Origin of the sequence: Streptomyces sp. Act143 (assembly GCF_003143935.1) — a bacterium.
Classification (GTDB): Bacteria; Actinomycetota; Actinomycetes; order Streptomycetales; family Streptomycetaceae; genus Streptomyces.
Map to the genome: position 1 here is coordinate 8,759,278 of NZ_QFRX01000001.1, position 25,970 is coordinate 8,785,247.

Consider the following 25,970-nt stretch of genomic DNA (forward strand, 5'->3'; position numbering starts at 1 on the left):
TGGGCCTATATGGGGGGCCATCGGCATGATCCGTATCAGGGGTCGGGTTCCCCGCAAGGCCCTGGGGTTGGGGCTGCCCCTGGCCTGGGGTGCCGTGGCGATCACGTACAGGATGGCCTGTCCGCTCGCCCAGCAGACCGGGTTCGAGGCGCGGCTCCTCTCCAGTGCCGTCTTCTTCGCCATCGGCACCGGGCTGATAGCGCACGCCCGCCGGGCGCTGCTGCGGGAGTTGCGGCAGATCCGCCAGATCGCGGGGGCCGCGCAGAGCGCGTTGCTGCGTCCGTTGCCGCCTCGGATCGACGGACTCGATGTCGCCGCCGCCCAGCTCTCCGCCGATCGCGGGGCGTCCGTCGGCGGCGATCTCTACGAGGTCATCGCCACCGAGCACGGCGTGCGCGCGGTCATGGGTGACGTCCGTGGCCATGGGCTCGCCGCCATCGCGACCGCCGCCGCCGTCCTGGGCAGCTTCCGCGAGGCCGTGCACGACGAGGTCGAACTCGGCTGTGTCCTGCGGCGGCTGGAGCGGGCGCACGCCCGGCATCTGCGGGAGCGGGCCCGCGCGGAACATCCGTCCAGCGGGGTGGAGCCGGAGCATCCGGTCGCCGAGGAGTTCGTCACCCTACTGCTGCTGGAGATCCGCCAGGACGGCGCGGTGTACGCGCTGAACTGCGGTCATCCCTGGCCGTACCTCCTCAGCGGCCCGCAGGTGGACCCCCTCACCCGAGCGGATCCCCTCCCTCCGCTCGGGCCGTTCCCTCTGCCGTCCCACCTGCCCGCGGTGCCCTGCGGCCACCTGCTCCCGGGCGAGACCCTCGTCCTCCACACGGACGGGGCCGAGGACGCGCGGGACGCGCATGGCCGGTTCTTCTCCCTGCCGGCGGCACTGAGGAAGGCAGCGGGCCAGCCCCCGCAGGCGCTGCTGGGCTCGGTCTTCACAGCGCTTCTACGGCACTCGGGAACGCCACAGGACGACATCGCCTTGCTGATCCTGCGCAACGACCGCCCGCCCAGACGCTGCTCGGAGGCGCGGGGAACTGCGCGACCAGCCGCAGCTGACCCGCAGCCGACAACGCACCTCTAGCCCAACGGCGCTGAGTCGCTCGGCCAAGCCGGCGGCGGCCGTCCGCCCCGCCACGGAGTGTCGGGCAGGCAGCTGGGCGGACGGCGCGGAATCGGGCCGCCGCACTGTACGAGGGGGAGCCGGCGGCCCGGCCGGCCTCTTGCGAGGCATTTCAGTCAACCGGCAGGAAACTCTCCGCGACAGTGCGCGCACGCTGCGGATTCGAGCACTCCGTTCACACCCCGTGTGAACCCCGACCCACTACTCTGTCCGCACCGAGGCACCCGGGGGGCATATATGCAGCCCAATACTCTGCTCGACGCGATCCTGGACGAGGCGGGGATCTCGCACGCGGGGTTGGCCGCGCACGTGAACCAGGCGGGACGGGCGCGCGGACTCGCGCTCCGCTACGAACACACCGCCGTGGCACGCTGGCTGAAGGGGCAGCGCCCCCGTGGCCAGGTACCCGACCTCATCTGCGAGGTGCTCGCGGGCCGGCTGCACCGGACCGTCACCCTCGACGACATCGGCCTCGGTGTGCCCGGCGAGCCCGCCACCCCGCACGGCACCTCGCTGTCCGGGTTCGTGGAGCGGGCCACCGCCCTGTGGCGCTCCGACGAGCAGCAGCGCCCGCACATCCTGGGCGCTCCCGCGGTCACCGGCACGCCCGCCGTCATGCCGGTGTGGGAGTGGGAGAACCCGCCCGAGGACGTCGATGTCTCGCGAGGCGGCCGGCACCGGGTGACCGCCGGGGACCTGGAGATGCTGCGGGCGGCCCGGACGCACTACGAGCAGATGTACCGCAAGGCCGGCGGCATAGCGACCCGGACCCGGATCGTCGGGTTCCTCAACGCCGAGGCGGCGCCGTTACTGCGCGGCAGCTACACCGACGCCACCGGCCGCCAACTGCACCGGGCCACGGGCGGCTTGGTGGCGATCGCCGGGATCTGCGCGTACGACTCCGACGCGCACGGCCTCGCCCAGCGCTACTTCCATCAGGCGCTCAGGCTGGCGAAGGCCAGTGGGGACCGGGGGCTCGGTGCCTATGTGATCGCGCTGCTCGTCAACCAGGCGCTGTTCATGCGCGAGCACCGGCAGGCGGTCGCCTTCGCGGAGGCGGCGCTGCGGGCCGCCGGCAAGCACATCACCCCCGCCCTCGCCTCCGACCTGTACGCGATGCAGGCGAAGGCGTACGCGCACCTCGGTGACGGTACGAGCGCGCTGTCCTGCATCCGGCGTGCCGAGCAGGCCGCCGAACGCATCCGGCGCGGTTACGAACCCGACGAAACGGGCTATGTCCAGCCGGGGTTGGTCAACGTCCAGGTGGCGGAGGCGCTGCTGAGCCTCGGCGAACTGGTGGCGGCGGGGGAGCATGCCGCGGCGGCCGTGGACAACCCGGCGCACGACCGGGGCCGGGTGCACCGGCTGGCGATGCTCAGCACGATCGAGCTGCGCCGGGGCAACGCCGACAAGGCGGTGGCCACCGCGGTGCAGATGGCGGAACAGGCCCGCGGAATGGAGTCGCAGCGACTGCGCGACAGACTCCGGGCGGTGCGTGAGCACCTCGTGCGCAGCGGCTGCGCGGGCACGGCCGAGGCGGCCGAACTCATCGACGGAGCGCTGCGCGTACCGTTGTAAATCCCCACACGGACACTGCCGTACGTCTCACCAGGAGGCTGCGCGGCGGCTGCGAGTGCTCTCTGTGCGCCTGCTGCCGTGCCGCTCCTGCTGCGATATTGCCACTTACTCAGCGGAAGGTGGCAGAACCGTGCAGTGGACGAAACAGAACGAACAAACTGTGTATAAAAACCGCTGGTTCAGCGTCAACCTCGCGGATGTCGAGCTGCCGGACGGGCGGCACCTCGATCACTTTTTGATACGGCTGCGGCCCGTCGCCGTGGCCACGGTGGTGAACGAGGCCAACGAGGTCCTCCTCCTGTGGCGCCACCGCTTCATCACCGACAGCTGGGGGTGGGAACTGGCCGCGGGCGTCGTCGAGGACGGCGAGGACATCGTGAGCGCGGCCGCCCGGGAACTCGAGGAAGAGACCGGCTGGCGGCCGGGACCGCTGCACCACCTCATGAGCGTGGAGCCGTCCAACGGCCTCACCGACGCCCGGCACCACATCTACTGGGCCGAGGAGGGAGAGTACGTCGGACACCCCGTGGACGACTTCGAGTCGGACCGCCGGGAATGGGTCCCCCTCAAGCTCGTCCCCGACATGGTCGCCCGCGGCGAGGTCCCGGCCGCCAACATGGCGGCCGCGTTACTCCTGCTGCACCATCTCAGGCTCGGGCAGGACGTCTTGCCCTGATTCCCCCCACCACGTCCCGGTCCCTAGTGCCCGATGGCCTGCCAGACCGCGACGACGAGCGCGCCCACGGCCGTGAGGGCCGCCACCGCGGGCAGCGGCCAACGGGCGTGCTCCAGGGCGATGATGCGGGCGCTCAGATCGTCGAGTTCCTTGTCCGTCTCCTTAGTGCGATGGCTGAGCAGAGCGAGTCCTCCCTCGACGCGTGCGTACGCGACATCGAGGCGGCGACGTAACTCTGCGAGTTCTCCATGGACCACGGGATGCTCCGGGTCGGCGGTCACGGGTCCGCTCCTTTCCGTAGTCATCACATCCCTTGCATGCGCATGAGGAGTCAACTCCCCTGGTGGGCGCATGGGGAGCGTGTGCGACGGGCATATGCGTGCCCGCCGCGCACACGGTGTGTGAATACGACGGGCCCGGCGCTCCGAAGAGTGCCGGGCCCGTGTTCGTCGCACTGTGTGAGCGGCACCCTGCAACGGGCACTGTGCACAGCGGGGCGAGCGTCAGCCGTAGGTGTAGAAGCCGGAACCGGTCTTGCGGCCCAGCCGGCCGGCGTCCACCATGCGCTGGAGCAGCGGGGGAGCGGCGTAGAGCGGCTCCTTGTACTCCTCGTACATCGAGTGGGCGATGGAGACGATGGTGTCCAGACCGATCAGGTCGGACAGCTTCAGCGGGCCCATGGGGTGGGCGCAGCCCATCTCCATGCCGTTGTCGATGTCCTCGCGGCCGGCGATGCCCGACTCGAACATCCGGATGGCGGACAGGAGGTACGGCACCAGCAGCGCGTTCACCACGAAGCCGGAGCGGTCCTGGGCCCGGATCGCGTGCTTGCCGAGCAGCTTCTCGGCGAAGAGCTGGGCGCGGCTGAGGGTGCCCTCGGAGGTGGTGAGGGCCGGGATCAGCTCGACGAGCTTCTGCACCGGGGCGGGGTTGAAGAAGTGGATGCCGATGACGTGGTCGGGCCGCGAGGTGGCGACCGCCAGCTTCACCAGGGGGATGGAGGAGGTGTTGGAGGCGAGGATCGCGTCCGGGCGGGTCACGACCTGGTCGAGGACCTGGAAGATCTCCGTCTTCACCTGCTCGTTCTCGACGACCGCCTCGATCACCAGGTCACGGTCGGCGAACTCGCCGAGGTCCGTGGTGAAGGACAGCCGGGCCAGGGCCCCGTCCCGCTCGTCCTCGGTGATCTTGCCGCGCTCGGCGGCCTTGCCCAGGGAGTTCAGCAGCCGGGTCCGGCCGATCTCCAGGGCCTCGCCGGTGGTCTCGGCGACCTTCACGTCCAGACCGGAGCGGGCGCACACCTCGGCGATGCCCGCTCCCATCTGGCCGCAGCCCACCACTCCGACGCGCGAGATGTCTCCCGACGGGAAGTCCGTCACATCGTTCCCTTCGCTGGTCTACGAATGCGGCAGGATCCGCGTGGTTTCGGTGCCTGCTCCGTTCGTGCACGTTACTGGAAAGTATCGATGATCGATCGGGCGGGTCGGCCATGCTCGACGTCGGGTCCGCCGGAGATCGAGCGGATCGGCGGCCCCGCGCGGTGCGCGGAGGTGGTCCGGGACGGGTCGCGCCCTGCCCCAAACCTGCACGTTCCCTTCGGCGATCGTTGATCGAATGCCGGGGGGCCGCGTGGCAGGCTGACCGCGAACAGACGGCGCACGGAGGTTCGGTTGAGGATGCATCGGAAGTCACGGCTGTCGAGGCGGGCGTTCGCGGCGACCGCCCTGTCGGCTCTCGTGGCGGGCGGCGGCGCACTGGCGGCGGGCGCGGCGACGGCGGGCGGATCGGACTCCCCCCGGCGCCGGGGGCCCGGTGAGATGCGCGGCATGTGGGTGGCGAGCGTCGCCAACCGCGACTGGCCCTCGAAGGCGGGGCTGACCGCCGCACAGCAGCGGGCCGAACTGATCAAGCTGCTCGACCAGGCCGTGGAGCGGCACCTGAACGCGGTGATCCTTCAGGTGCGGCCGGCCGCCGACGCGCTGTGGCCCTCGCCGTACGAACCCTGGTCGCAGGTCCTCACCGGCACCCAGGGCAAGGCCCCCGGCTGGGACCCGCTCGGCACGGCCGTCGAGGAGGCCCACGCCCGCGGCCTGGAACTGCACGCCTGGTTCAACCCGTACCGGATCGCCAACCACGCCGACCCGACGAAGCTCGTCGCCTCCCACCCCGCCCGCGTGCACCCGGACTGGGTGGTGACGTACGGCGGCAAGATGTACTACAACCCCGGGCTGCCCGAGGTCCGCGCCTTCGTGCAGAAGGCGATCCTGGACGCGGTGCGCAAGTACCCGGTGGACGCGGTCCACTTCGACGACTACTTCTACCCGTATCCGGTCGCGGGCCAGACCTTCGACGACGACGCGGCCTTCGACGCCCACGGCGGCGGCTTCGACACCCGGGCGGACTGGCGGCGCGCCAACATCGACAAGCTGGTCCTGGAGACCGCCGCGCGGATCAGGCAGATCCGGCCCACCGCCCAGTTCGGGATCAGCCCGTTCGGGGTGTGGCGCAACGCCTCGACCGACCCGCTCGGCTCGGAGACGAAGGCGATGCAGGCGTACGACGACGTCTTCGCCGACACCCGGAAATGGGTCCGGGAGGGCTGGATCGACTACATCTGCCCGCAGCTCTACTGGAACATCGGCTTCGCGGTCGCCGACTACGCCAAGCTCGTGCCCTGGTGGGCGAAGCAGGCCCGGGGCAGCAGGACGAAGCTGTACGTCGGCGAGGCCCTCTACAAGGCCGGCGATCCGGCGCAGCCCGCCGCCTGGCAGGACCCCGCCGAACTGTCGAAGCACCTCGCGCTGGCGTCCGACCACACCCAGGTGCGCGGTCATGTCTTCTTCGCGGCCCGCGAGGTCGCGGCGGACCCGACCGGGGCCATGGCGCGGGTGGTCGCCGATCACTACCAGGAACCGGCGGAGCCCCCGCGCTGAGTCACCGGCGGCTCCGCGCCGGATTACTGGCCGCTCTGCTGCCGGTGCCGGATCTCGGTGTCGGGGCCGGGTGAGCACACGCCCTCGTGCCCGTCCTCGAAACGGACGCGGTACGGGGGGTTGCCGCCCTGTCCCATGACCTCGACGATCTCGCCGACCTTGTCCTGCTGTCCGACCACCCTGCCGTGCTGGACGAGCTGGTCGCCCACGGTTGCACGCATCTTCGGGGCCTCCTCACCAAGTGCGGGAGCAGCGGTTCGTGGCCTTGAGTCTACGGCGCGAGGACCGGGTGGGAACCGGCGCGTGCACGCCGCTCAACCGCGCGCCCGCTGGGTGACGGCGATGCACACCAGCACCGCCGCGGCCGTCAGTGGGGCGGCCACCGTCAGGTGCTCGCCGAGCAGCAGCACCGACCACACCAGTGTGAGCAGCGGCTGGGCCAACTGCAACTGGCTGGCCTTGGGGATGCCGATAGCCGCCATGCCCCGGTACCAGACGACCAGACCGAGGAACTGCGAGCCCGCCGAGACCCACAGCAGACCGCTCACGCTGTGGAAGGTCAGCTGGACGGGCTCGTACGACAGCGCCGCCACCGCTGCGGGCAGGCTGAACGGCAGGCACAGCACCAGCGCCCAGCCGATGACCTGCCAGCCCGGCATGACCTTGGCCAGCCGTCCGCCCTCGGTGTAGCCGGCCGCGCACACCAGCAGCGCGGCGAAGAGGTAGAGGTCCGCGGTGGTGAGGGCGCCGCCGCTCTGCTGCACGGTGAAGGCGACCACCGCGGCGGCACCGGCGAGGGCGGCCGACCAGAAGGTGCGGGAGGGGCGGGTGCCCATGCGCAGGGCGGACAGCAGCGCGGTGGTGAGCGGGAGCAGACCGACCACGACGGCGGCGTGCGCGGTGGTGGAGGTCTGCAACGCGAGGGTGGTGAGCAGCGGGAAGCCGACCACGACCCCGGCGGCGACGACCGCGAGCCCGGCACGGTGCCGCCGCTCCGGTACGGGGACGCGCAGGACGAGCAGACAGGTCCCGGCGATCAGCGCGGCGAGGACGGACCGCACGGCGACCAGCGACCACGGGCCGAAGCCCTCCAGGCCCCACGCGGTGGCGGGGAAGGTGAGGGAGAACGCGACGACACCGAGCGCGGCGAGGAGAGTGCCGGTCGCCCGGGACGGCTCGGCGGCCTGAGTTGCCTGAGCCGCAGGGGACGCTGGAGCCACCTGGGACGCCGGAGCCGCCTGAGTCGTCTGAGCCGCCTCGGACGGCTGGGTGTCGACCGCTATCGTGGCCCGGTTAGTAGCGCTACTCTGTGCTCTCATGCAAGAGCGTAGCAGTGTCCATGAGCTGGCGGAACGGCTGCGGCAGGAGCTCGACCGCTACTCGCCCGGTGGAAAGCTCCCGTCGAGCCGGGCCCTCGTCGAGCAGTACCGGGTGAGCCCGGTGACCGTCTCCCGCGCCCTGGCCCAGCTCGCCGCCGAGGGTCTGGTGGTGACCCGTCCCGGCGCCGGGGCGTTCCGGGCCCGGCCACGCACGACGCCCGCCCCGTCCGGCGACACCTCCTGGCAGGAGGTCGCGCTGAGCGCGGACGCGTCCACCGACCTCGTGCCGCGCTCGGTGGACGACTCCGGCGTCGTGGTCTCCCTCGCCGTGCCGCCGCCCGGCGTCATCGAGTTCACCGGCGGCTATCTGCACCCCTCGCTCCAGCCCGAGCAGGCCCTGGCCGCCGCGCTCTCCCGGGCCGCCCGCCGCCCCGGCGCGTGGGGGCGACCGCCCCTGGAGGGGCTGGTGGAACTGCGGGAGTGGTTCGCGCGGGGCATCGGCGGCGGCGTCAGCGCCGCCGAGGTGCTGATCGCCGCGGGCGGCCAGTCGGCGCTGACGATCGCGTTGCGCGCGCTGGCGACCCCCGGCGCCCCGGTACTGGTCGAATCGCCCACCTATCCGGGCATGCTGGCGATCGCCAGGGCTGCGGGGCTGCGCCCGGTACCGGTCCCCGTGGACGCCGACGGCGTGCGCCCCGAACTGCTCGCCGACGCCTTCCGGGCCACCGGCGCCCGGGTGTTCATCTGCCAGCCCCTCTTCCAGAACCCGACCGGCGCGGTGCTGGCCCCCGAACGCCGGGGCGAGGTGCTGCGCATCGCGCGCGAGGCGGGCGCCTTCGTCGTCGAGGACGACTTCGTGCGGCGGCTCGTGCACGAGGACGCGGGCGAACTCCCGCGCCCGCTCGCCGCGGAGGACGCGGACGGGGTCGTCGTCCACGTCGGCTCGCTCACCAAAGCGACCTCGCCGAGCTTCCGCGTCTGCGCGCTCGCCGCCCGAGGGCCGGTCCTGGAGCGCCTGCGCGCCATCCAGGTCGTCGACACCTTCTTCGTCCCGCGGCCCCTTCAGGAGGCGGCGCTGGAACTGGTCGGCGCCCCGGCCTGGCCCCGCCATCTCCGGGCGATCTCGGCGGACCTGCGGACCCGCCGCGACACCATGACGTCCGCCCTGCGGCTGCACCTCCCCGAACTCGCCCTGCCGCACGTCCCGTCCGGCGGCTACCACCTCTGGCTGCGCCTGCCGGAGGGGATGCCCGAGGCCCCCCTGACGGCCGCGGCCCTGCGCGCCGGTGTCGCCGTCACCCCGGGCCGGCCCTACTTCAGCGCGGAACCGCCCGCCGGACACGTCCGGTTGAGCTTCGCGGCGGTCGCGGGGGCGGGGGAGATCGCGGAAGGGGTACGACGACTCCGTACGGCCTGCGACGAGGTGCTCCGGGGGACCGGGGCGGAAACCGTTCGCCCCTGACGCCCGCATCCTGCGAGGATCCCGCCATGACCGACCTCGCCACTGGCTACGAGCTCTCCACCGACCCCGGCCGTCTCGACGCGGAACGCGTCCATCGCTGGCTGTCCACCGACGCGTACTGGGCGATCGGACGCTCGCGGGAGAAGCAGGACCGGGCCATCGCCGGGTCGCTCAACTTCGGGGTGTACGACACCGCCTCGGGGGAGCAGGTGGCGTACGCCCGGGTGATCACCGACCGGGCGACCTTCGCCTGGCTGTGCGATGTGTACGTCGACCCGTCGGTACGGGGCAAGGGGATCGGGACCTCGCTGGTCGAGGCGGTGCGGGAGCATCTGCGGGACTACGGGCTGCGGCGTGTCCTGCTCGCCACGCACGACGCGCACGGGGTGTACGAGAAGGCCGGTTTCGCGCCGCTCGCACAGCCCGACCGGTGGATGGCGTACCTCTACTAGCCCTCCTCGTTTCAGGCGACTTGTCCGACCCGTCCTGACCTTCGCGTAAGGTTTCGCCGACCCTGCGTAACGCCCGGCCAACACCCCTTGACCTGCGTACTTTCTCCACCCACCATCACCGCATGGCACTCCGGGTCACATTCGTCGCCGCCGCCCGCAGCTCCCCGCTGCTCGCGGAGCGGTTCGAGGACGACCGGCCCCTCGATCAGGCCGGCTGGGACGAGGTGCAGCGCTGCGCGCAGGAGCTGCTGCCCCTGGCCGCCGCCGAGCTGCGCTACTGCTCGCCGACCCCGCGCAGCCGCGCCACCGGGGACGCCCTCGGCTACGCCCCGCTCGTGCAACTGGCGCTGCGGGACTGCGACATGGGCCGCTGGCGCGGTCTGACGCTGGGCGAGGCGATGGCCCGGGAGCCGGCGGCGGTGGACGCCTGGCTCGCCGACCCGCGCGGTGTCCCGCACGGCGGCGAGTCGCTGCTGGAGTTCATCACGAGGGTGGGCGGCTGGCTGGACACCCGGCCGGTGGGGGACGGCGGCCGGATCGTCGCCGTCGCCGAGCCCTCGGTGGTCCGGGCGGCCCTGGTGTACGCGCTGAAGGCGCCGCCGTCGACGTACTGGAACATCGACGTACGCCCCCTGTCCACGACCACCCTCACCGGCCGCGCGGGCCGCTGGAACCTGCGCTTCGACGGGGCGGCGGCTCAGTCCTCGCGTGCGTAGTCGGTGACCAGGACCAGATCCTTGGAGGGGCCCGCCACCCGCCACACCGTCCGCCAGCGGTCCGCGTCCAGGACGCTGAACTCGCCGCGGTAGAGGTCCGCCGAGCAGGGGTGGTCGGCGAGGTGCCGGCCGGTCGTCAGGTCCAGGTCGTGGAAGGCGCGGCCGTCGGCGAAGCGGACGTCCGCGGTCCCGGGTCGCGGGCCCGGCAGGAAGCGCAGGGTGCGCTCGGCGGGGCGCGGGACTCCGAGCCAGGTGAAGGTGCCCTCCTCGTGGTGCAGGAGGCCGTGCCTGTCCAGCGGGCTGAAAACCGTCGCACCGGAGAACGCGCCCGTCTCCCCGCTCGCCAGATCCCGCACGGTCCGCTCCGCCCGCCAGCTCCCGGCCAGATAGGCCAGTACGTCCGGTACCGGCCAGAACTCTCCCATCGGTCCCTCCCTTCCGACACTTTCGGTCCCGCGTGACCCGTTGACGCTCGTCGATCTCTCTCCCTATCTTGCCGTTCGAAGTGCTGATCAGTGTCTGATATCTCGAACAAGCCTTGAACGACTCCCCTTATCGAGCCGCGGAGTATTCATGTCACGCACCCGCTGGAGATACGGCATAGCCGCCACCGCCCTCATGGCGGCGGCCGGCCTCATCACCGTCCCCGCGCACGCCGAGGACGTCACCGACTACGCCATCACCGTCGACCCCGCCGCCAAGGGCGCGACGATCGACGACACGATGTACGGCGTCTTCTTCGAGGACATCAACCGGGCCGCCGACGGCGGTCTGTACGCCGAGCTCGTGCAGAACCGGTCCTTCGAGTACTCCACCGACGACAACAAGGCGTACACGCCCCTCACCTCCTGGACCGTCGACGGCACCGGCCAGGTCGTGAACGACGACGGGCGCCTCAACGCCCGCAACCGCAACTACTTCTCCCTGGGCGCCGGTTCGTCCGTCACGAACGCGGGCTACAACACCGGCATCAGCGTCGAGGAAGGCAAGCGGTACGACTTCTCGGTGTGGGCCCGCGCCGCGTCCGGCACCACCCTCACCGTCACCCTCCAGGACACCGACGGCAGCCTCGCCACCGCCCGCCAGGTGGCCGTGACGAAGAGCGGCTGGGCCAAGTACAAGGCCACCTTCACCGCGACCCGCACCAGCAGCGCAGGACGCCTCACCGTCGGCTCCTCCGCCGCGGCCGCCCTCGACATGGTGTCCCTCTTCCCGCGCGACACCTACCGCAACGAGCCCAACGGCCTGCGCAAGGACCTCGCCGAGAAGATCGAGGCCCTGCACCCCGGCTTCGTCCGCTTCCCCGGCGGCTGCCTGGTCAACACCGGCTCCATGGAGGACTACAGCGAGGCCTCCGGCTACCAGCGCAAGCGGTCGTACCAGTGGAAGGACACCATCGGCCCGGTCGAGGAGCGCGCGACCAACGCCAACTTCTGGGGCTACAACCAGAGTTACGGCCTCGGCTACTACGAGTACTTCCGCCTCTCCGAGGACATCGGCGCCATGCCGCTGCCCGTCGTACCGGCCCTGGTCACCGGCTGCGGCCAGAACAAGGCCGTCGACGACGAGGCGCTGCTCAAGCGGCACATCCAGGACACCCTCGACCTCATCGAGTTCGCCAACGGCCCGGTGACGAGCGAATGGGGCAGGAAGCGCGCTCAAATGGGCCACCCCAAGCCCTTCCACCTCACCCACATCGAGGTCGGCAACGAGGAGAACCTCCCCGAGGCGTTCTTCGCCCGGTTCAAGGAGTTCCGCGCCGCCATCGAGGCCAAGTACCCCGGCATCACCGTCATCTCCAACTCCGGCCCGGACGACGCCGGTACCACCTTCGACACGGCGTGGCGGCTCAACAAGGACGCCAAGGTCGACATGGTCGACGAGCACTACTACAACAGCACCCAGTGGTTCCTGCAGAACAACGACCGCTACGACTCCTACGACCGGAACGGCCCGAAGGTCTTCCTCGGCGAGTACGCCTCCTGGGGCAACGCCTTCAAGAACGGTCTCGCCGAGGCGGCGTACATGACCGGCCTGGAGCGCAACGCGGACGTCGTCAAGCTCGCCTCGTACGCCCCGCTGTTCGCCAACGAGGACTACGTCCAGTGGCAGCCGGACCTGATCTGGTTCAACAACCACGCGGCCTGGAACTCGGCCAACTACGAGGTCCAGAAGCTCTTCATGAACAACGTCGGTGACCGCGTCGTCCCGTCGACGGCCACCGGGACCCCGTCGCTCACCGGCCCGATCACCGGCGCCGTCGGCCTGTCCACCTGGGCGACCACCGCCGCCTACGACGACGTCCAGGTCACGGACGCCGACGGCAACTCCCTGCTGAGCGACGACTTCTCGGGTGACGCCTCGAAATGGACGCACACCGGAGGCGGCAGCTGGAGCATCCAGGACGGACAGTACGTGCAGACCGACGTCGCCGCCGAGAACACCATGGTGTCGGCCGGTGACCCGAACTGGCACGACTACGACCTGAAGGTGAAGGCGACCAAGAAGTCCGGCAAGGAGGGCTTCCTCGTCGCCTTCGGCGTCAAGGACACCGGCAACTACTACTGGTGGAACCTGGGCGGCTGGAACAACACCCAGTCCGCCGTCGAACAGGCCGTGGACGGCGGCAAGTCCACCCTGATCTCCAAGCCCGGCACGATCGAGACGGGCCGCACCTACGACATCGACGTCAAGGTGCGCGGCCGTCAGGTCACCCTGTACCTCGACGGCCAGGAGTGGGGCAGCTTCACCGACGACAAGCCGGCCGAGCCGTTCCGTCAGGTCGTCACCAAGGACAAGAAGACCGGCGACCTGATCGTCAAGGTCGTCAACGCCCAGGCCGGCGCGGCCCGTACGGCGATCGACCTGGGCGGCGCGAAGGTCGCTTCCAAGGCGCGGGTCACCACGCTGACGGCCGACGCGAACGCGGTGAACACCGAGACCGAGACCCCGGTCGCACCGGTGCGGTCCACGTTCGACGGCGTCGCCGACCAGTTCACGTACACCTTCCCGGCGAACTCCGTCACCTTCCTGCGGATCAAGCAGAAGTAGGCGGGCCGTCATGGGGCGTGGGCTGCTGCCGGCCGACCGGCAGCAGCCCACGCTCGTCGAAGACCTTCTTCGCGACGAACGTGGCGTTCAGGGCCCGGGGGAAACCGCAGTAACCGGCCGAGTGCAGCAGCGCCTCGACGATCTGCTGCGGCGTCAGGCCCACGTTCAGCGCGGCGTTGATGTGCACCTCCAGCTGCGGCTCGCAGCCGCCGAGCGCGGTGAGCATGCCCAGCGTCACCAACTGGCGGTCCCTGGGCTGCAGTTCGGGCCGGGAGTAGATCTCGCCGAAGCCCCAGGCGACGATCTGGTGGCCCATCTCGGGGCTGATGTCGGCGAGCGAGTCGATGACCCGCTGCCCGACCTCGCCGTCCACGCTCCGCAGCACCTCCAGGCCCCGCGCGAAACGCTCCTCACGGGTGGTGCTCCCGCTCACATCGGGTCGTCCGTCAGTCATGGACAAAACCGTAGAGCCTGGAGCGCACTCCAGTCCCGCGCACCCGCCATTAACCTCCGAACAAGCTGGAATTCATTCCACCACTTCTGGCGCGCGCACAACCCGCCGGATTCCCCCTCTGTCTAAAAGGGCGCAGTGAATTGAAGCGCGGGGGTGAACCCCCGGACAGGGGGACCGAATTGCGCAGCGGAATTTCCGACGAGGCATCTGCCGAGCCTCGGGCCGCCGATTCGCAGAACGGTCACCGGCGCTCTCCTTCCCCGTCCCTCGCGCACCCGGCGCGAGGGAGGCGGGCCGCGGCCGGGCTCGCGGCGCTGATCACCGTCGCCGTCCTCTGCACCGCGGACGCCGTCGCCCGCAGCTACCCGTTCGGACCCCGCACCCGGGCCGTCAACGACCTGGGCAACCAGTACGTGCCCTTCCACGCCCACCTGTGGGACCTGCTGCACGGCAGGGCCGACGGCGGTCTGCTCGTCAACTGGCAGTCCGGGTACGGCGCCGGCTTCCTGCCCGACCTCGGCACCTATCTCACCAGCCCGTTCGCCTTGCTCGTGGCGGTCTTCCCGCGCGACGGGATCGACCTCGCGGTGTACGTGATCACCGTCCTGAAGGTCGCTGCCGCCGCGGCCGCCATGACCTGGTCGCTGCTCGCGCTGCGCCCCGGCCGCTGGTGGGTGGCGGGGCTGCTGGGCGCCTCGTACGCCCTGTGCGGGTGGACCGTCGCCGCGGCCGTCTACAACCTCATGTGGCTCGACGGGCTCATCGCCCTGCCGCTGTTGTGCCTGGTCGGCACCTGGGTCCTGGAGCGGCGCCGTCCGCTCCTCGGGGTGCTGGTCGTCGCGGAGGCCTGGGTCGCCAACTTCTACACCGCGTACATGGCCACACTCGCCGCCGGGCTGGTCCTGCTGCTGCGGATCGCCCTCTCCGGCCTCCCGGCGCGCCGGAAGGCCGCGGTGGCGGGCCGCGCCGGTCTGACCGCGGCCCTCGGGATCGGCCTGGCCGCACCGATCGTCTCGGTGATCTGGTTCGGCACCACCCACGCCTCCCCGGGCAGGTTCACGGAGTTCAAACCGGTGGGCACCGCGGACCTGCTGGCCCGGCTGCTGCCGACGACGTACAGCTTCGGCTCACCGGCCCTCTTCGTGGGCACCACGGCCCTGCTCCTCGCCCTCGCCCTGCCCTTCCACCGGGCGGCTCCCCGCAGGGTGCGCGCCGGGTGGACGCTGCTGGTGGCCGGGGTGACGCTGTCGATGCAGTGGGGCCCGACCCACCTGCTCTGGCACGCCTTCGCCGCGCCGCAGGGCAGCCCGTACCGGCAGGCCTTCGTGGTCTGCGCCCTGCTGGTGACGGCGGCCTGGCACACACTCTCGTACGGCGTGCCCGCCCCGCGGGCCCTGGGCGCGGCGGCCGGCCTGTTCGCCCTGCTGGTGGCTGTCGCGAGCCGGAGCGATCTGGTGCGCCAGGCCGCCTGGCCGGTGCTGCTCCTGGCCACCGCGGGCACACTGGCCGGGCTGTCGCTGCTGGGCTGGGCGAGCGGGAAGGGCGGGTGGCGTCCGCTCGGGGGTGGAGGGAGGGGAGGCCCTGGCACCGGCGACGGGGGCGGTATCGCTGCCGGCGACCGGCGTGTGCGCGGGCTCGGGCTCGGTGGCCGGCATCTGGAAGGCGGCGCCCGGCGGGTCCTCGGCGGCGGGTGGCGTACCGGCGGTGGGCGGCGTGCCGTGCCGGTTGCGCTTGCCGTGTTCCTCCTGCTCGGCGCCCAGTTCGGCGAGACCGTCGCCACGTCGGCCGTGGCCTCCCGGCTGCGGCTCGCCCACCTGGACGACTACGCGTCCTGGGGCGACCGGCAGCAGCGGCAGGCGGAGGCCGTCGCGCGGGCCGACGACTGGCCGCGCCACCGCACCGACCCGGGCCGGGAGCAGACCGTCGCCAACGACCCGCTGCTGGTCGGCGGCCAGGGCGCCCAGTACTACAGCAGCCACACCTCCGACGTGCTCCTGCGCACGCTCACCGCCCTCGGCGGCGGCTGGACCTCGGGCGGCCGCAGCCTCCAGAGCCTGGACAACGCCGTCACGGACGTGATCTTCTCCGTCGGCGCCCGGGTGCACTCGCCGCCGGACCCGCACCAGAGCCGGTCCCCGGAGACGGCCGGCCGGGTGACCGTGTCCCGCCGGGACGTGCCGCCCCTGGTGACCGTGCGACCCGCGCAGGCCGCCCCGCCCGCCTTCGGCTCGTCGCCGTACCGCAACCAGGAACTGCTGCTCGGTGCCCGCGTCTACACCGTGCCGCGCCTCACCACGGACGCCGGGACCGTCACGGCCCGGTGCCCGGCGGGCGGCGAGGTCTACCTCTGGGCCCCGCACTTCGCCGGCACGGCCCAGCTCACCGGCACCGCCGGGCCCGCCGCCCGCTTCCGGGCCGACGCGAGCAAGCGCGCCGCCATGCAGCGCCTCGGCACGGTCCCGCCGTCCGGGCGCCTGACCATCGAGCTGTCCCCCCACCGGCCGGGCGCGATCCCCAAGGGCGCCGTCGGCTGTCTGGACACCGGGGAACTGCGCACCGTCATCCAGCGGCTCAAGAGCACCGGTGCCACGAAGGTGACGGTCTCCGACGGCACGATCCGGGCGGAACTCCCGTCGGGCAGTACCGGAATCGCGCTTGTCGCCGCTCCGCGGATCGCCGGATGGCGCTGCGCCGTCGGAAATTCCGCCGCCGAACCGGCCGGGAATTACCACGGGTTGATATCCGTGCCTCTCGACGGCACGTCGAACGACGTCATTTGTTCTTTCCGGCCACCCGGTCTGCGACTCGGCGCCGCGATCGGGGGAGCGGCACTGGTGACCGTGATCCTGCTCGGAGCCGCCGGCATGGTCCGACAACGGCGCGGCCTCCCGTCGGCGGCCACGGGGCGACGGCGGCCGTCAGGTCGTCCTGTCCGGTGAAGGGGGAGAGGGAGCGGGCGGTCATCTTCACCAGGGCGCCCGGGCGTTGGTGGCGGGCGCTGACTCCGAAGAGGTCGAACAGACCGAACGACGCGGCGGTCGGTGGAACCCCCCTTCGCGCTGCGCCCACGAGGCGGTCGCCGCCAGGCGGCGCATCGCGGCCGAGATCTGCGCGCTCGTCGCCGACGGCGAGAGCGTCCTGCTGGACAGCGGCACCACCTGCCTGGAGGGCGCCCGGCTGCTGCGCGAGCAACCGGTCACCGTGATGCCCCTGTCCCTTCAGGCCGTCCACCTGCCCGGTGAGACGCCCGGACCGGCCACCCTGGTCGTGCCCGGCGGGCAGCCCCGCGCCGCCGAGGGAGCCCTTACCGGCTCCCTCACGCTCGCCTCCCTGGCCGCCCTGCGCTTCGACACCGCGACCGTCGGCTGCTGCGGGCTGAGCGCGGCCGACGGACTGACCGCCTACGACCTCGACGACGCCGCTGTGAAGAAGGCGGGCATCGCCTCCGCCCGCCGCGTGATCGCCGCCGCCGACAGCAGCAAACTCGGCCGCACGGCCTCCGCACATGTGGCCCCCGGGAACGGCCGCCGGTCCGGCCTGGGGTTTCGGCTGTATGCGGCCGGGGTGGGCCCCACTCAAGATTGCATAAACGTGCATCGCTGCGTATAGTCATGCCATCCAAGAGGAGGGTGACATGGCGGTACGTGCGGCAGTGGCCGGAGCGAGCGGTTATGCGGGCGGCGAGGTCCTGCGGCTGCTCCTGGCCCACCCCGAGGTCGAGATCGGCGCCCTGACCGGCAACTCCAACGCCGGGCAGAAGCTGGGCGCCCTCCAGCCGCACCTGCTGCCGCTGGCCGACCATGTGCTCCAGGAGACCACCCCCGAAGTGCTCGCCGGGCACGACGTCGTGTTCCTCGCGCTGCCGCACGGCCAGTCCGCCGCGGTCGCCGAGCAGCTCGGCCCGGACGTCCTCGTCGTCGACATGGGCGCCGACTTCCGGCTGAAGGACGCCGCCGACTGGGAGACGTTCTACGGCTCCGCGCACGCCGGGACCTGGCCCTACGGCCTCCCCGAACTTCCGGGTGCCCGCGCCGCGCTGGAGGGGTCCAAGCGCATCGCGGTACCCGGTTGCTACCCCACCGCCGCCACCCTCGCCCTCTTCCCGGCGTACGCCGCCGGGATCGCCGAGGCCGAGGCCGTGATCGTCGCCGCCTCCGGCACCTCCGGCGCGGGCAAGGCGCCCAAGGCGCACCTGCTGGGCAGCGAGGTCATGGGCTCCATGACGCCGTACGGCGTCGGCGGCGGCCACCGGCACACGCCCGAGATGATCCAGAACTTCAGCGGCGTCGCGGGCGAGCGGATCACCGTCTCCTTCACCCCCACCCTCGCGCCGATGCCCCGCGGCATCCTCGCCACCTGCTCCGCCAAGGCGAAGCCCGGCGTCACCGCCGAGTCCGTCCGCGCCGCCTACGAGAAGGCCTACGCCGACGAGCCCTTCGTCCACCTCCTCCCCGCGGGGCAGTGGCCCGCGACGGCGTCCGTCTACGGTTCCAACGCCGTTCAGGTGCAGGTCGCGTACGACGAGGCCGCGGGCCGCATCATCGCGATCAGCGCCATCGACAACCTCACCAAGGGCACCGCGGGCGGTGCCGTACAGAGCATGAACATCGCCCTCGGTCTCGACGAGACCACGGGACTTTCCACGATCGGAGTCGCACCGTGAGCGACGCACGAGCAGCCGCCGGGCCGCAGACGACGACGAAGGCCGCACCGCTGCGCTGCACGGGCGGAGAAGCGAACAAGGAGTCACAGTGAGCGTCACGGCAGCCAAGGGATTCACGGCGGCGGGCATCGCCGCCGGGATCAAGGAGAACGGCAACCCGGACCTGGCCCTCGTGGTCAACAACGGGCCCCGCCGCGCCGCCGCCGGTGTCTTCACCTCCAACCGTGTGAAGGCCGCGCCGGTCCTGTGGTCCGAGCAGGTCCTGAAGAGCGGCGAGTTGACGGCCGTCGTCCTCAACTCCGGCGGCGCCAACGCCTGTACGGGACCGAAGGGTTTCCAGGACACGCACGCCACCGCCGAGAAGGTCGCCGACGTGCTGGGCATCGGCGCGGGCGAGGTGGCCGTGGCCTCCACCGGTCTCATCGGTGTCCTGCTGCCGATGGACAAGCTGCTGCCCGGGGTCGAGACGGCCGCCGCCCAACTCTCCGAGCACGGCGGTGAGAAGGCCGCCATCGCCATCAAGACCACCGACACCGTCCACAAGACCTCCGTCGTGACGAAGGACGGCTGGACGGTCGGCGGCATGGCGAAGGGCGCGGGCATGCTCGCCCCCGGCCTCGCCACCATGCTCGTCGTCCTCACCACCGACGCGGACCTCGACAGCGAGACCCTGGACAAGGCGCTGCGGGCCGCCACCCGCACCACCTTCGACCGCGTCGACTCCGACGGCTGCATGTCCACCAACGACACGGTCCTGCTGCTCGCCTCCGGAGCTGCCGAAGTCGCCCCCGCCCACGAGGAGTTCGCCGAGGCAGTACGGCAGGTCTGCGACGACCTCGGCCAGCAGCTCATCCGGGACGCCGAGGGCGCCAGCAAGGACATCAAGGTCGAGGTGGTCAACGCCGCGACCGAGGAGGACGCCGTCGAGGTGGGCCGCTCCATCGCCCGCAACAACCTCCTCAAGTGCGCCATCCACGGCGAGGACCCCAACTGGGGCCGCGTCCTCTCCGCGATCGGCACCACCAGGGCCGCCTTCGAGCCGGACCGGCTCAACGTCGCCATCAACGGCGTCTGGGTCTGCAAGAACGGCGGCGTCGGCGAGGACCGCGACAAGGTCGACATGCGCTACCGCGAGGTGCACATCGTCGCCGACCTCGCCGCAGGGTCCGAGACCGCCACGATCTGGACCAACGACCTGACCGCCGACTACGTCCACGAGAACAGCGCCTACTCCTCATGAGCACCACGCGAAAGCACACCGCGCTCCCCAAGGCCCAGATCCTCATCGAGGCGCTGCCCTGGCTGGTCAAGCACAACGGCAGGACGGTCGTCATCAAGTTCGGCGGCAACGCCATGATCGACGAGGATCTGAAGGCCGCGTTCGCCCAGGACGTCGTCTTCCTGCACCACGCCGGCCTCAAGCCGGTCGTCGTGCACGGCGGCGGCCCGCAGATCAGCGCCGCCCTCGACCAGGCCGGCATCGTCAGCGAGTTCAAGGCCGGGCTCCGGGTCACCACCGAGGACGCCATGGACGTCGTACGGATGGTGCTGGCCGGGCAGGTCCAGCGCGAGCTGGTCGGGCTGCTCAACCAGCACGGACCGCTGGCCGTCGGGTTGACCGGCGAGGACGCGCACACCATCACCGCCACCAAGCACCAGCCGGAGATCGACGGCGAGTTGGTCGACATCGGGCGGGTGGGCGAGATCACCGCGATCGACACGGGCGCCATCGAGGCCCTGCTCGCCGACGGCCGCATCCCGGTCGTCTCGTCGATCGCCCGTAGCCAGGACGACGGACATGTCTACAACGTCAATGCTGACACGGCGGCTGCGGCACTCGCTGCTGCTCTTGGAGCGGAGACTCTCATGGTCCTCACGGACGTCGAGGGTCTCTACGAGGACTGGCCGCACAGCGACGAGGTGATCAGCCGCCTCACCGCTTCCCAACTGGAGAAGCTGCTGCCGGAGTTGAGCTCCGGCATGGTCCCGAAGATGGAGGGCTGCCTGCACGCCGTGCGCAACGGCGTCACCACCGCCCGGGTCATCGACGGACGGGTCCAGCACTCGATCCTGCTGGAGATCTTCACCGACGAAGGCATCGGCACGATGGTCGTGCCGGACGCGCAAGAGGGGGATGGGGAATGACCGACAATCAGGAGCTCACCCAGCGGTGGCAGGGCTCGCTCATGAACAACTACGGCACCCCGCGCCTCCCCCTCGTCCGCGGTGCGGGCCTGAAGGTCTGGGACTCCGAGGGCAAGCAGTACCAGGACTGGGTCGGCGGCATCGCCACCAACGCGCTCGGCCACGCCCACCCCGCGATCGTCGACGCCGTCAGCAGGCAGATCGCGTCCCTCGGCCACATCTCCAACTTCTTCATGGCCGAGCCGACCGTCGCCCTCGCCGAACGGCTGCTCCAGCTCTTCGGCCGGGACGGCAAGGTCTTCTTCTGCAACTCCGGCGCCGAGGCCAACGAGGCCGCCTTCAAGATCGGCCGGCTGACCGGCCGGCCCCACATGGTCGCCACCAGCGGCGGCTTCCACGGCCGGACCATGGGCGCCCTCGCGCTCACCGGCCAGCCCGCCAAGCGGGAACCGTTCCTGCCGCTGCCGGGTGACGTCACGCACGTGCCGTACGGCGACGCCCAGGCACTGGCCGCCGCGGTCACCGAAGACACCGCCCTCGTCGTCATCGAGCCCATCCAGGGCGAGAACGGCGTCGTGGTCCCGCCCGCCGGCTACCTCAAGGCGGCCCGGGCGATCACCGCGGCCAAGGGCGCGCTGCTGGTCCTCGACGAGGTGCAGACCGGCATCGGCCGGACCGGGCACTGGTTCGAGTACCAGGCCCACGAGGGCGTCCTGCCCGACGTGGTCACCCTCGCCAAGCAGCTCGGCGGCGGCCTGCCGCTCGGCGCCACGGTCGCCTTCGGCCGGGCCGCGGAGCTGCTCCAGCCCGGCCACCACGGCACGACCTTCGGCGGCAACCCGGTCGCGTGCGCCGCCGGACTCGCCGTTCTGGACACCATCGCCGGTGAGGGGCTGCTCGAGAACGTCAAGCGGCAGAGCGCCACGCTGAGCGACGGGATCGAGTCACTGGGACACCCGTTGATCGCCCACGTCCGGGGCTCCGGGCTCCTCCTGGGTATCGTGCTCACCGAGCCGCTCGCGCCCCAGGTGCAGCAGGCGGCTCAGGACGCCGGTTTCCTGGTGAACGCGCCCGCCCCCGATGTCGTACGGCTCATGCCGCCGCTGAACCTCGGCGACGACGAGGTGGCCGCGCTGCTCCAGGCGCTGCCCGGCGTTCTTGACGTGGCCAACGGGGACGGATGATCCGGAGAAATGAGACGTCGATGAGCCAGGCGCAGGAGCATGAGCAGAACGGGGCCGGCGGGCCTGCGGTGCCGCAGACCCGCACGGCGCGGCACCGTCGGATCGTGGACATCCTCAACCGGCAACCGGTGCGGTCGCAGAGCCAGTTGGCGAAGCTCCTGTCCGACGACGGGCTGAGCGTCACACAGGCGACGCTCTCCCGGGATCTCGACGAGCTGAACGCGGTGAAGATCCGCAACACCGACGGGGATCTCATCTACGCGGTGCCGAGCGAGGGGGGTTTCCGGACTCCGCGGGCGCCGCTGGGGGAGTCCGCGAAGGAGGAGCGGATGCGGCGGTTGTCGCAGGAGCTGCTGATCTCCGCGGAGGCGTCGGCGAATCTGGTGGTGCTGCGGACGCCTCCGGGTGCGGCTCAGTTCCTCGCCTCCGCGATCGACCAGGCGGAACTGCACGACATCCTGGGCACGATCGCGGGTGACGACACGCTGTTGCTGATCAGCCGCGATCCGGTGGGTGGGCAGGCGCTCGCCGAGCATTTGCTGCGGTTGGCTCAGAACGGGCATTGACCGTCGCCGGCTGCGGGTGCGCGGGGGCCGGTCGCGCGGTTCCCCGCGCCCCTGGCGACGTCCACTCAGCCCAGTCGTGAAGCCAGGCCCCCTGTGCATCGCACCTCGTCCCCTGCCGTGATCAGCAGCGCCTCCACGTCCGGCAGCGACTCCAGCCAGCGCAGCCCCTCCCGCGAGCCCATCGCGAACGCCGCCGTCGCCCAGCAGTCAGCCCAGGTCACGCTGGGGGCCACGACGGTGACCGCCACCAGATCGGTGACCGCCGAGCGGCCCGTGCGGGGGTCGACGATATGGGCGCCGCGTTCGGCCGTGCCGGAGGTGGCGACCGCCAGTTCGTCGGTTCCGGCGGCGGAGACCACCGCCGCCAGCCCGCCCGGCCGCAGCGGATCGGCCACCCCCACCCGCCACGGCCGCTGCGGCCCCGGCGTCCCGAGCAGTTGCACGTCCCCGCCGCCGTTGAGGCTGACGCCGGTCGCGCCCGCCTCGAACAGCTGCCGGGCCGCGCGCTCCACCGCCCAGCCCTTGACGATGCCCGTCGGGTCGAGGCGGCCCTCGTAGCGCAGGCTGAACCAGCCGTCGCTGGTGCGTTCGGCCCGTGCGCCCAGCTCCAGGACCTCGGCGACCTCCGGGTCGCACTCCTCGACCGTCAGCTCGCCCCGCGCCAGGCGTGAGATCTGGCTGTCGTCCCGGTACGTGCTGAACACCGCGTCCACCCGGTGCAGCCCGGCCACCGCCCTTTCCAGTGCCGCCGTGACGGCACCGGGGTCCCCGCCGCGGACGTCGAAGGAGAAGACGGTCCCCATGACCTCCTCCGCACGACGTACCGCGGCGGGAGCATCTGCCGACTCGGCCACGGTGTCAGCCACCGGCCTGGTCCAGCGCCGACTGGAGGGACTTCTTGTAGCCCGCGCTGGTGTAGGTGGCCCCCGACACCGAGTCGATGTCCGCGCTGCCGGCCGCCACCGCCGCCGCGTTGAGCTTCGGCACGGCCAGTTCGGTCTTCTGGGTGCTCTGGCCGCCGCTCGGCGCCTGGACGGCCTCGGCCTTGGTGATCTTGCCGTCGCTGACGGTGATCCGGACCTGGACCGGGCCGTACTGGGTCTGCGCGACCGTGCCCGTGAGGGTCTTGGCGGCGGCGCCCTGGGCGGGGGCGGACGCGCCCTGCGAGGGCTGGGCGGCGGAGGCGGCGGCGTTCGCCTTGTCGATCGCCGACTGGAGGGACTTCTTGTAGCCCTCGCTCGTGTACGTCGCCCCCGACACGGTGTCGATGTCCGGACTCTGCTGGGCGACCACCGCGGCGTTGAGCTTGGGCACCGCCAGGTTGGTCTTCTCGGTGCTGGTCCCGCCCTGCGGCGCCTGGACGGCCTCGGACTTGGTGATCTTGTTGCCGGCGAAGGTGATCCGGACCTGGACGGCGCCGTACTGGGTCTGCGCCACATCCCCGGTGGCCGTGTTCGTCCCCGCCGCCTGCGCTCCGCCCTGCGCCGACTCCTGCGCGGCGGCCGGTGGCGCGCCGCCCGCCGCGGCCGCCGAGGCCGGGTCGGACGCCGGCTTCAGCGACAGCAGCAGCACGATCCCGGAGACGGTGGCGGCGCCGGCCAGGACGACACGCCGGATCGGATGACTCTTCCTCATGGCTTTGCGAACTCCTGAAGTCTGGGGCGGCCGTGCGGGGTCGAGCGGCCGTGAGGTCCGTGCGGAACCGTCGCTCACATCTCGAACGACTCGTGATGGATACGGCGGGCGGGCACCCCCGCGCCGCGCAGGGACTCGTACACGGACTGCGCGAAGCCGGGCGGCCCGCACAGGAACACGTCGTGTTCCTCGATGTCCGGCAGCTTCTGCCGCAGCCGCTCCGCCGAGATGTCGGGCCGCTCGCCGTCCGGACTGTTGACCGCGTACATCAGCCGGGCGCCCCGCTCGTCGGCGATGGCGGCCAGCTCGTCCCACAGCGCCAGGTCCTGGGTGCTGTTGGCCCGGTAGAGCAGGGTGATGTCACCGGACGCGCCGGGCAGCGTCTCGAACAGCGCCCGCATCGGCGTGATGCCGACGCCGCCCGCGACCAGCAGCACCTTGCCGCGGCTGCGGCGCTGAGCGGTCAGGGCGCCGTAGGGGCCCTCGGCCCACACGCGCGTGCCGGGTCGCAGCTCGCGCAGCCGGGCGGTGTGGTCACCGATCGCCTTGACCGTGATCCGCAGCATGTCGGGGCGGGGTGCCGCCGACAGCGAGTACGGGTGCGAGCTGAACCGCATGCCGGGCGCCAGGAACCGCCAGCGGAAGAACTGGCCGGCCTCCGCGCCCATCCGGTGCAGCTTCTTCCCGCCGATCAGCACCGACACGATGCCGGGCGTCTCCTCGATGACCGCCTCGACGTACATCCGGTGGCGCAGGTTGAGGCGGAGCGGGGTGAGGATCCGGTACCAGACCACCAGCGCGGTGACGGCGCCGTAGAGCCCGTACCAGAAGGTCTTCGCGGCCGGCTGGACGGCGAACTCGTTGCCGGTGGTGATCTGGTGCCAGAACGTCAGGAACACCACGGCGTAGGTGAGCAGATGGACGTGGTACCAGGTGTCGTACGGCAGCCGCCGCCGGACCCCGCCGACCGACAGCAGCGCGATCACCACCAGCAGTCCGGTGCCGATGGCCGCCTTGCCCATGTCCGGCAGGGTCGTGACCATGTCCATGAACTGCTGCACGACGTCGCCGAGCGTCTTGCCGGCCTGGAGCGCGTACGCCCAGGTGATCAGGAAGACGTGCGCGATGACCAGGCTGACCGTGTACCGGCCGCTCATCGCGTGCCAGCGGGCGACCCGGTCCGAGCCGACCCGCCGCTCCAGCGCCGGCACCCGCGCCATCTGGAGCACGACCAGTGCCATCAGATAACCCGCGAGCAGCCCGGTGATCCGCCCCGCCGCGAGGATCCTCGCGGTGTTGTCCGCGAGGGACGGGGTGCAGTCCCACCACAGCCACAGCACCGCCGCCGCGCCCGCCCATAGGGCGATCACCAGCGGGACGGCCGGGGAGCGGCGCGGGCGGATGCGGCGCATCGTCTGGCGGCGGGCGGCGCGGCCGCCTGCGAGCGTGGTGGTCACGGTTCCTCCGGGGCGGGGCAAGGGGGGTGGCGTGGTCCCTTGGCCCTGAGATACGTGCCGTGACGCCCGGGTGTTCAGCCGGTCGCCGAGTCGAGGGCGGACTGGAGCGACTGGCGGTAACCGTCGCTCGTGTAGGTGGCGCCGGAGACCGTGTCGATGTTCGCGCTCTGCGCTGTCAGGGCCTCGGTCCGCAGCCGCGGCAGGGCGTAGCTGTTGATCTCCTGGTCCCGCGGATTGTCCGAGGGGTAGGCGACCGCCGTGACGTCGGTGAGCTTGCCGTCCTTGAGCGTGATCCGCACCTGGACGGGCCCCCAGCGGGTCTGCACGGTGTCGCCGGTGACCGTCTTCGTCCCGGTCGTCGAACCGGAGGAGCCGGACGAACCAGACGAACCGGAGGAGCCGGACGAGGGTGCCGTCGACGGGGCCGGGACGGCTATGGCGGCCGGGGTGTCGTGCGGCTTCAGCGACAGCAGCAGGACCATCCCGGAGACGGTGGCGGCGCTCGCCAGGACGATCCGGCGCAGCGGGTGGGTCTTCCTCAGTGCGTGCACGTGCGTGG

The 25,970-nt window shown here is 71.6% G+C and carries 24 protein-coding genes and 1 pseudogene; 15 read left to right on the top strand and 10 right to left on the bottom strand.

The annotated features are described in order from the left end of the window. The first annotated feature begins 25 nt into the window (after positions 1-25). From DI272_RS40015 to DI272_RS40025, 3 genes are all read left to right on the top strand, one after another. A complete protein-coding gene (locus DI272_RS40015) occupies positions 26-1,081 on the top strand; it encodes a PP2C family protein-serine/threonine phosphatase (protein WP_109500059.1) in 1,056 nt (351 codons plus the stop codon). A 276-nt stretch (positions 1,082-1,357) separates the two neighbouring features. Then, positions 1,358-2,698, top strand: a complete 1,341-nt coding sequence (locus tag DI272_RS40020; protein ID WP_109500060.1) for a transcriptional regulator — start codon at positions 1,358-1,360, stop codon at positions 2,696-2,698. Positions 2,699-2,828: 130 nt separating this feature from the next. After that, on the top strand, positions 2,829-3,374 hold the full coding sequence (locus DI272_RS40025) for an NUDIX hydrolase (protein WP_109500061.1): 546 nt from the start codon (positions 2,829-2,831) through the stop codon (positions 3,372-3,374). A 23-nt stretch (positions 3,375-3,397) separates the two neighbouring features. On the opposite strand, the gene DI272_RS40030 is transcribed toward DI272_RS40025, so the two are convergent. Next, positions 3,398-3,655, bottom strand: coding sequence for a hypothetical protein (locus tag DI272_RS40030; RefSeq protein WP_109500062.1), 258 nt, complete (start codon positions 3,653-3,655; stop codon positions 3,398-3,400). A gap of 222 nt (positions 3,656-3,877) precedes the next feature. After that, positions 3,878-4,753, bottom strand: a complete 876-nt coding sequence (locus tag DI272_RS40035) for a 3-hydroxybutyryl-CoA dehydrogenase (RefSeq protein WP_109500063.1) — start codon at positions 4,751-4,753, stop codon at positions 3,878-3,880. Between the two features lie 297 nt (positions 4,754-5,050). Here DI272_RS40035 and DI272_RS40040 point away from each other — a divergent pair, with 297 nt between their 5' ends. Then, complete coding sequence (locus DI272_RS40040) at positions 5,051-6,307, top strand: glycoside hydrolase family 10 protein (protein ID WP_109500064.1); 1,257 nt, start codon at positions 5,051-5,053, stop codon at positions 6,305-6,307. A 23-nt stretch (positions 6,308-6,330) separates the two neighbouring features. On the opposite strand, the gene DI272_RS40045 is transcribed toward DI272_RS40040, so the two are convergent. Together DI272_RS40045 and DI272_RS40050 are read right to left on the bottom strand one after the other, a co-directional pair. Next, on the bottom strand, positions 6,331-6,528 hold the full coding sequence (locus DI272_RS40045; protein WP_109500065.1) for a DUF1918 domain-containing protein: 198 nt from the start codon (positions 6,526-6,528) through the stop codon (positions 6,331-6,333). A gap of 93 nt (positions 6,529-6,621) precedes the next feature. Further along, entirely contained in the window at positions 6,622-7,626 is a 1,005-nt protein-coding gene (locus DI272_RS40050) for a DMT family transporter (RefSeq protein WP_109500066.1), read from the bottom strand. On the opposite strand from DI272_RS40050, the gene DI272_RS40055 reads away from it, so the two are divergent. The 3 genes from DI272_RS40055 (at position 7,625) to DI272_RS40065 (ending at position 10,256) form a co-directional block, all read left to right on the top strand. Next, positions 7,625-9,088 carry a PLP-dependent aminotransferase family protein gene (locus DI272_RS40055; RefSeq protein ID WP_109500067.1) on the top strand — a complete coding sequence of 488 codons (1,464 nt, stop codon included), beginning with the start codon at positions 7,625-7,627 and terminating at the stop codon, positions 9,086-9,088. The two genes, DI272_RS40050 and DI272_RS40055, sit on opposite strands and share 2 nt — an antisense overlap. A 26-nt stretch (positions 9,089-9,114) precedes the next feature. Continuing rightward, positions 9,115-9,540 carry a GNAT family N-acetyltransferase gene (locus DI272_RS40060; protein ID WP_109500068.1) on the top strand — a complete coding sequence of 142 codons (426 nt, stop codon included), beginning with the start codon at positions 9,115-9,117 and terminating at the stop codon, positions 9,538-9,540. A 122-nt stretch (positions 9,541-9,662) separates the two neighbouring features. Continuing rightward, complete coding sequence (locus DI272_RS40065) at positions 9,663-10,256, top strand: histidine phosphatase family protein (protein ID WP_109500069.1); 594 nt, start codon at positions 9,663-9,665, stop codon at positions 10,254-10,256. Here the strand turns inward: DI272_RS40065 and DI272_RS40070 are convergent. Next, complete coding sequence (locus tag DI272_RS40070; protein WP_109500070.1) at positions 10,238-10,681, bottom strand: DUF6314 family protein; 444 nt, start codon at positions 10,679-10,681, stop codon at positions 10,238-10,240. The two genes, DI272_RS40065 and DI272_RS40070, sit on opposite strands and share 19 nt — an antisense overlap. A gap of 148 nt (positions 10,682-10,829) precedes the next feature. Between DI272_RS40070 and DI272_RS40075 the strand changes: the two genes are divergently transcribed. After that, complete coding sequence (locus DI272_RS40075; protein WP_109500071.1) at positions 10,830-13,307, top strand: alpha-L-arabinofuranosidase C-terminal domain-containing protein; 2,478 nt, start codon at positions 10,830-10,832, stop codon at positions 13,305-13,307. Here the strand turns inward: DI272_RS40075 and DI272_RS40080 are convergent. Beyond that, positions 13,294-13,740, bottom strand: a complete 447-nt coding sequence (locus tag DI272_RS40080; protein ID WP_109500072.1) for a carboxymuconolactone decarboxylase family protein — start codon at positions 13,738-13,740, stop codon at positions 13,294-13,296. The genes DI272_RS40075 and DI272_RS40080 overlap by 14 nt on opposite strands. Positions 13,741-13,940: 200 nt before the next feature. Between DI272_RS40080 and DI272_RS40085 the strand changes: the two genes are divergently transcribed. The 7 genes and pseudogenes from DI272_RS40085 (at position 13,941) to DI272_RS40115 (ending at position 22,319) form a co-directional block, all read left to right on the top strand. Next, complete coding sequence (locus DI272_RS40085) at positions 13,941-16,700, top strand: YfhO family protein (RefSeq protein ID WP_375138094.1); 2,760 nt, start codon at positions 13,941-13,943, stop codon at positions 16,698-16,700. Positions 16,701-16,796: 96 nt separating this feature from the next. Further along, positions 16,797-17,277 (top strand): annotated as a pseudogene (locus DI272_RS40090) (DeoR/GlpR family DNA-binding transcription regulator); the annotation flags it as partial. A gap of 118 nt (positions 17,278-17,395) precedes the next feature. After that, positions 17,396-18,424: an N-acetyl-gamma-glutamyl-phosphate reductase gene (gene argC / locus DI272_RS40095; RefSeq protein WP_109500074.1), complete on the top strand. Its 1,029-nt coding sequence runs from the start codon at positions 17,396-17,398 to the stop codon at positions 18,422-18,424. Positions 18,425-18,512: 88 nt separating this feature from the next. After that, on the top strand, positions 18,513-19,664 hold the full coding sequence (gene argJ, locus DI272_RS40100; protein ID WP_109500075.1) for a bifunctional glutamate N-acetyltransferase/amino-acid acetyltransferase ArgJ: 1,152 nt from the start codon (positions 18,513-18,515) through the stop codon (positions 19,662-19,664). Beyond that, positions 19,661-20,569, top strand: coding sequence for an acetylglutamate kinase (gene argB, locus DI272_RS40105; RefSeq protein ID WP_109500076.1), 909 nt, complete (start codon positions 19,661-19,663; stop codon positions 20,567-20,569). The genes argJ and argB overlap by 4 nt, the downstream gene beginning before the upstream one ends. After that, positions 20,566-21,753: an acetylornithine transaminase gene (locus tag DI272_RS40110; protein ID WP_109500077.1), complete on the top strand. Its 1,188-nt coding sequence runs from the start codon at positions 20,566-20,568 to the stop codon at positions 21,751-21,753. The genes argB and DI272_RS40110 overlap by 4 nt, the downstream gene beginning before the upstream one ends. Positions 21,754-21,773: 20 nt before the next feature. Then, entirely contained in the window at positions 21,774-22,319 is a 546-nt protein-coding gene (locus DI272_RS40115) for an arginine repressor (RefSeq protein WP_059196460.1), read from the top strand. Positions 22,320-22,384: 65 nt separating this feature from the next. On the opposite strand, the gene DI272_RS40120 is transcribed toward DI272_RS40115, so the two are convergent. The 4 genes from DI272_RS40120 to DI272_RS40135 form a co-directional block, all read right to left on the bottom strand. After that, entirely contained in the window at positions 22,385-23,185 is an 801-nt protein-coding gene (locus DI272_RS40120; protein WP_258314814.1) for an FAD:protein FMN transferase, read from the bottom strand. Beyond that, complete coding sequence (locus tag DI272_RS40125) at positions 23,178-23,954, bottom strand: FMN-binding protein (protein ID WP_109500078.1); 777 nt, start codon at positions 23,952-23,954, stop codon at positions 23,178-23,180. The genes DI272_RS40120 and DI272_RS40125 overlap by 8 nt, the downstream gene beginning before the upstream one ends. 74 nt (positions 23,955-24,028) lie before the next feature. Then, positions 24,029-25,411 (bottom strand): ferric reductase-like transmembrane domain-containing protein, encoded by a 1,383-nt coding sequence (locus tag DI272_RS40130; protein WP_181387467.1) that lies wholly within the window; start codon positions 25,409-25,411, stop codon positions 24,029-24,031. 74 nt (positions 25,412-25,485) lie between these two features. Continuing rightward, positions 25,486-25,962: an FMN-binding protein gene (locus tag DI272_RS40135; RefSeq protein WP_109500079.1), complete on the bottom strand. Its 477-nt coding sequence runs from the start codon at positions 25,960-25,962 to the stop codon at positions 25,486-25,488. Between the last annotated feature and the right edge of the window lie 8 nt (positions 25,963-25,970).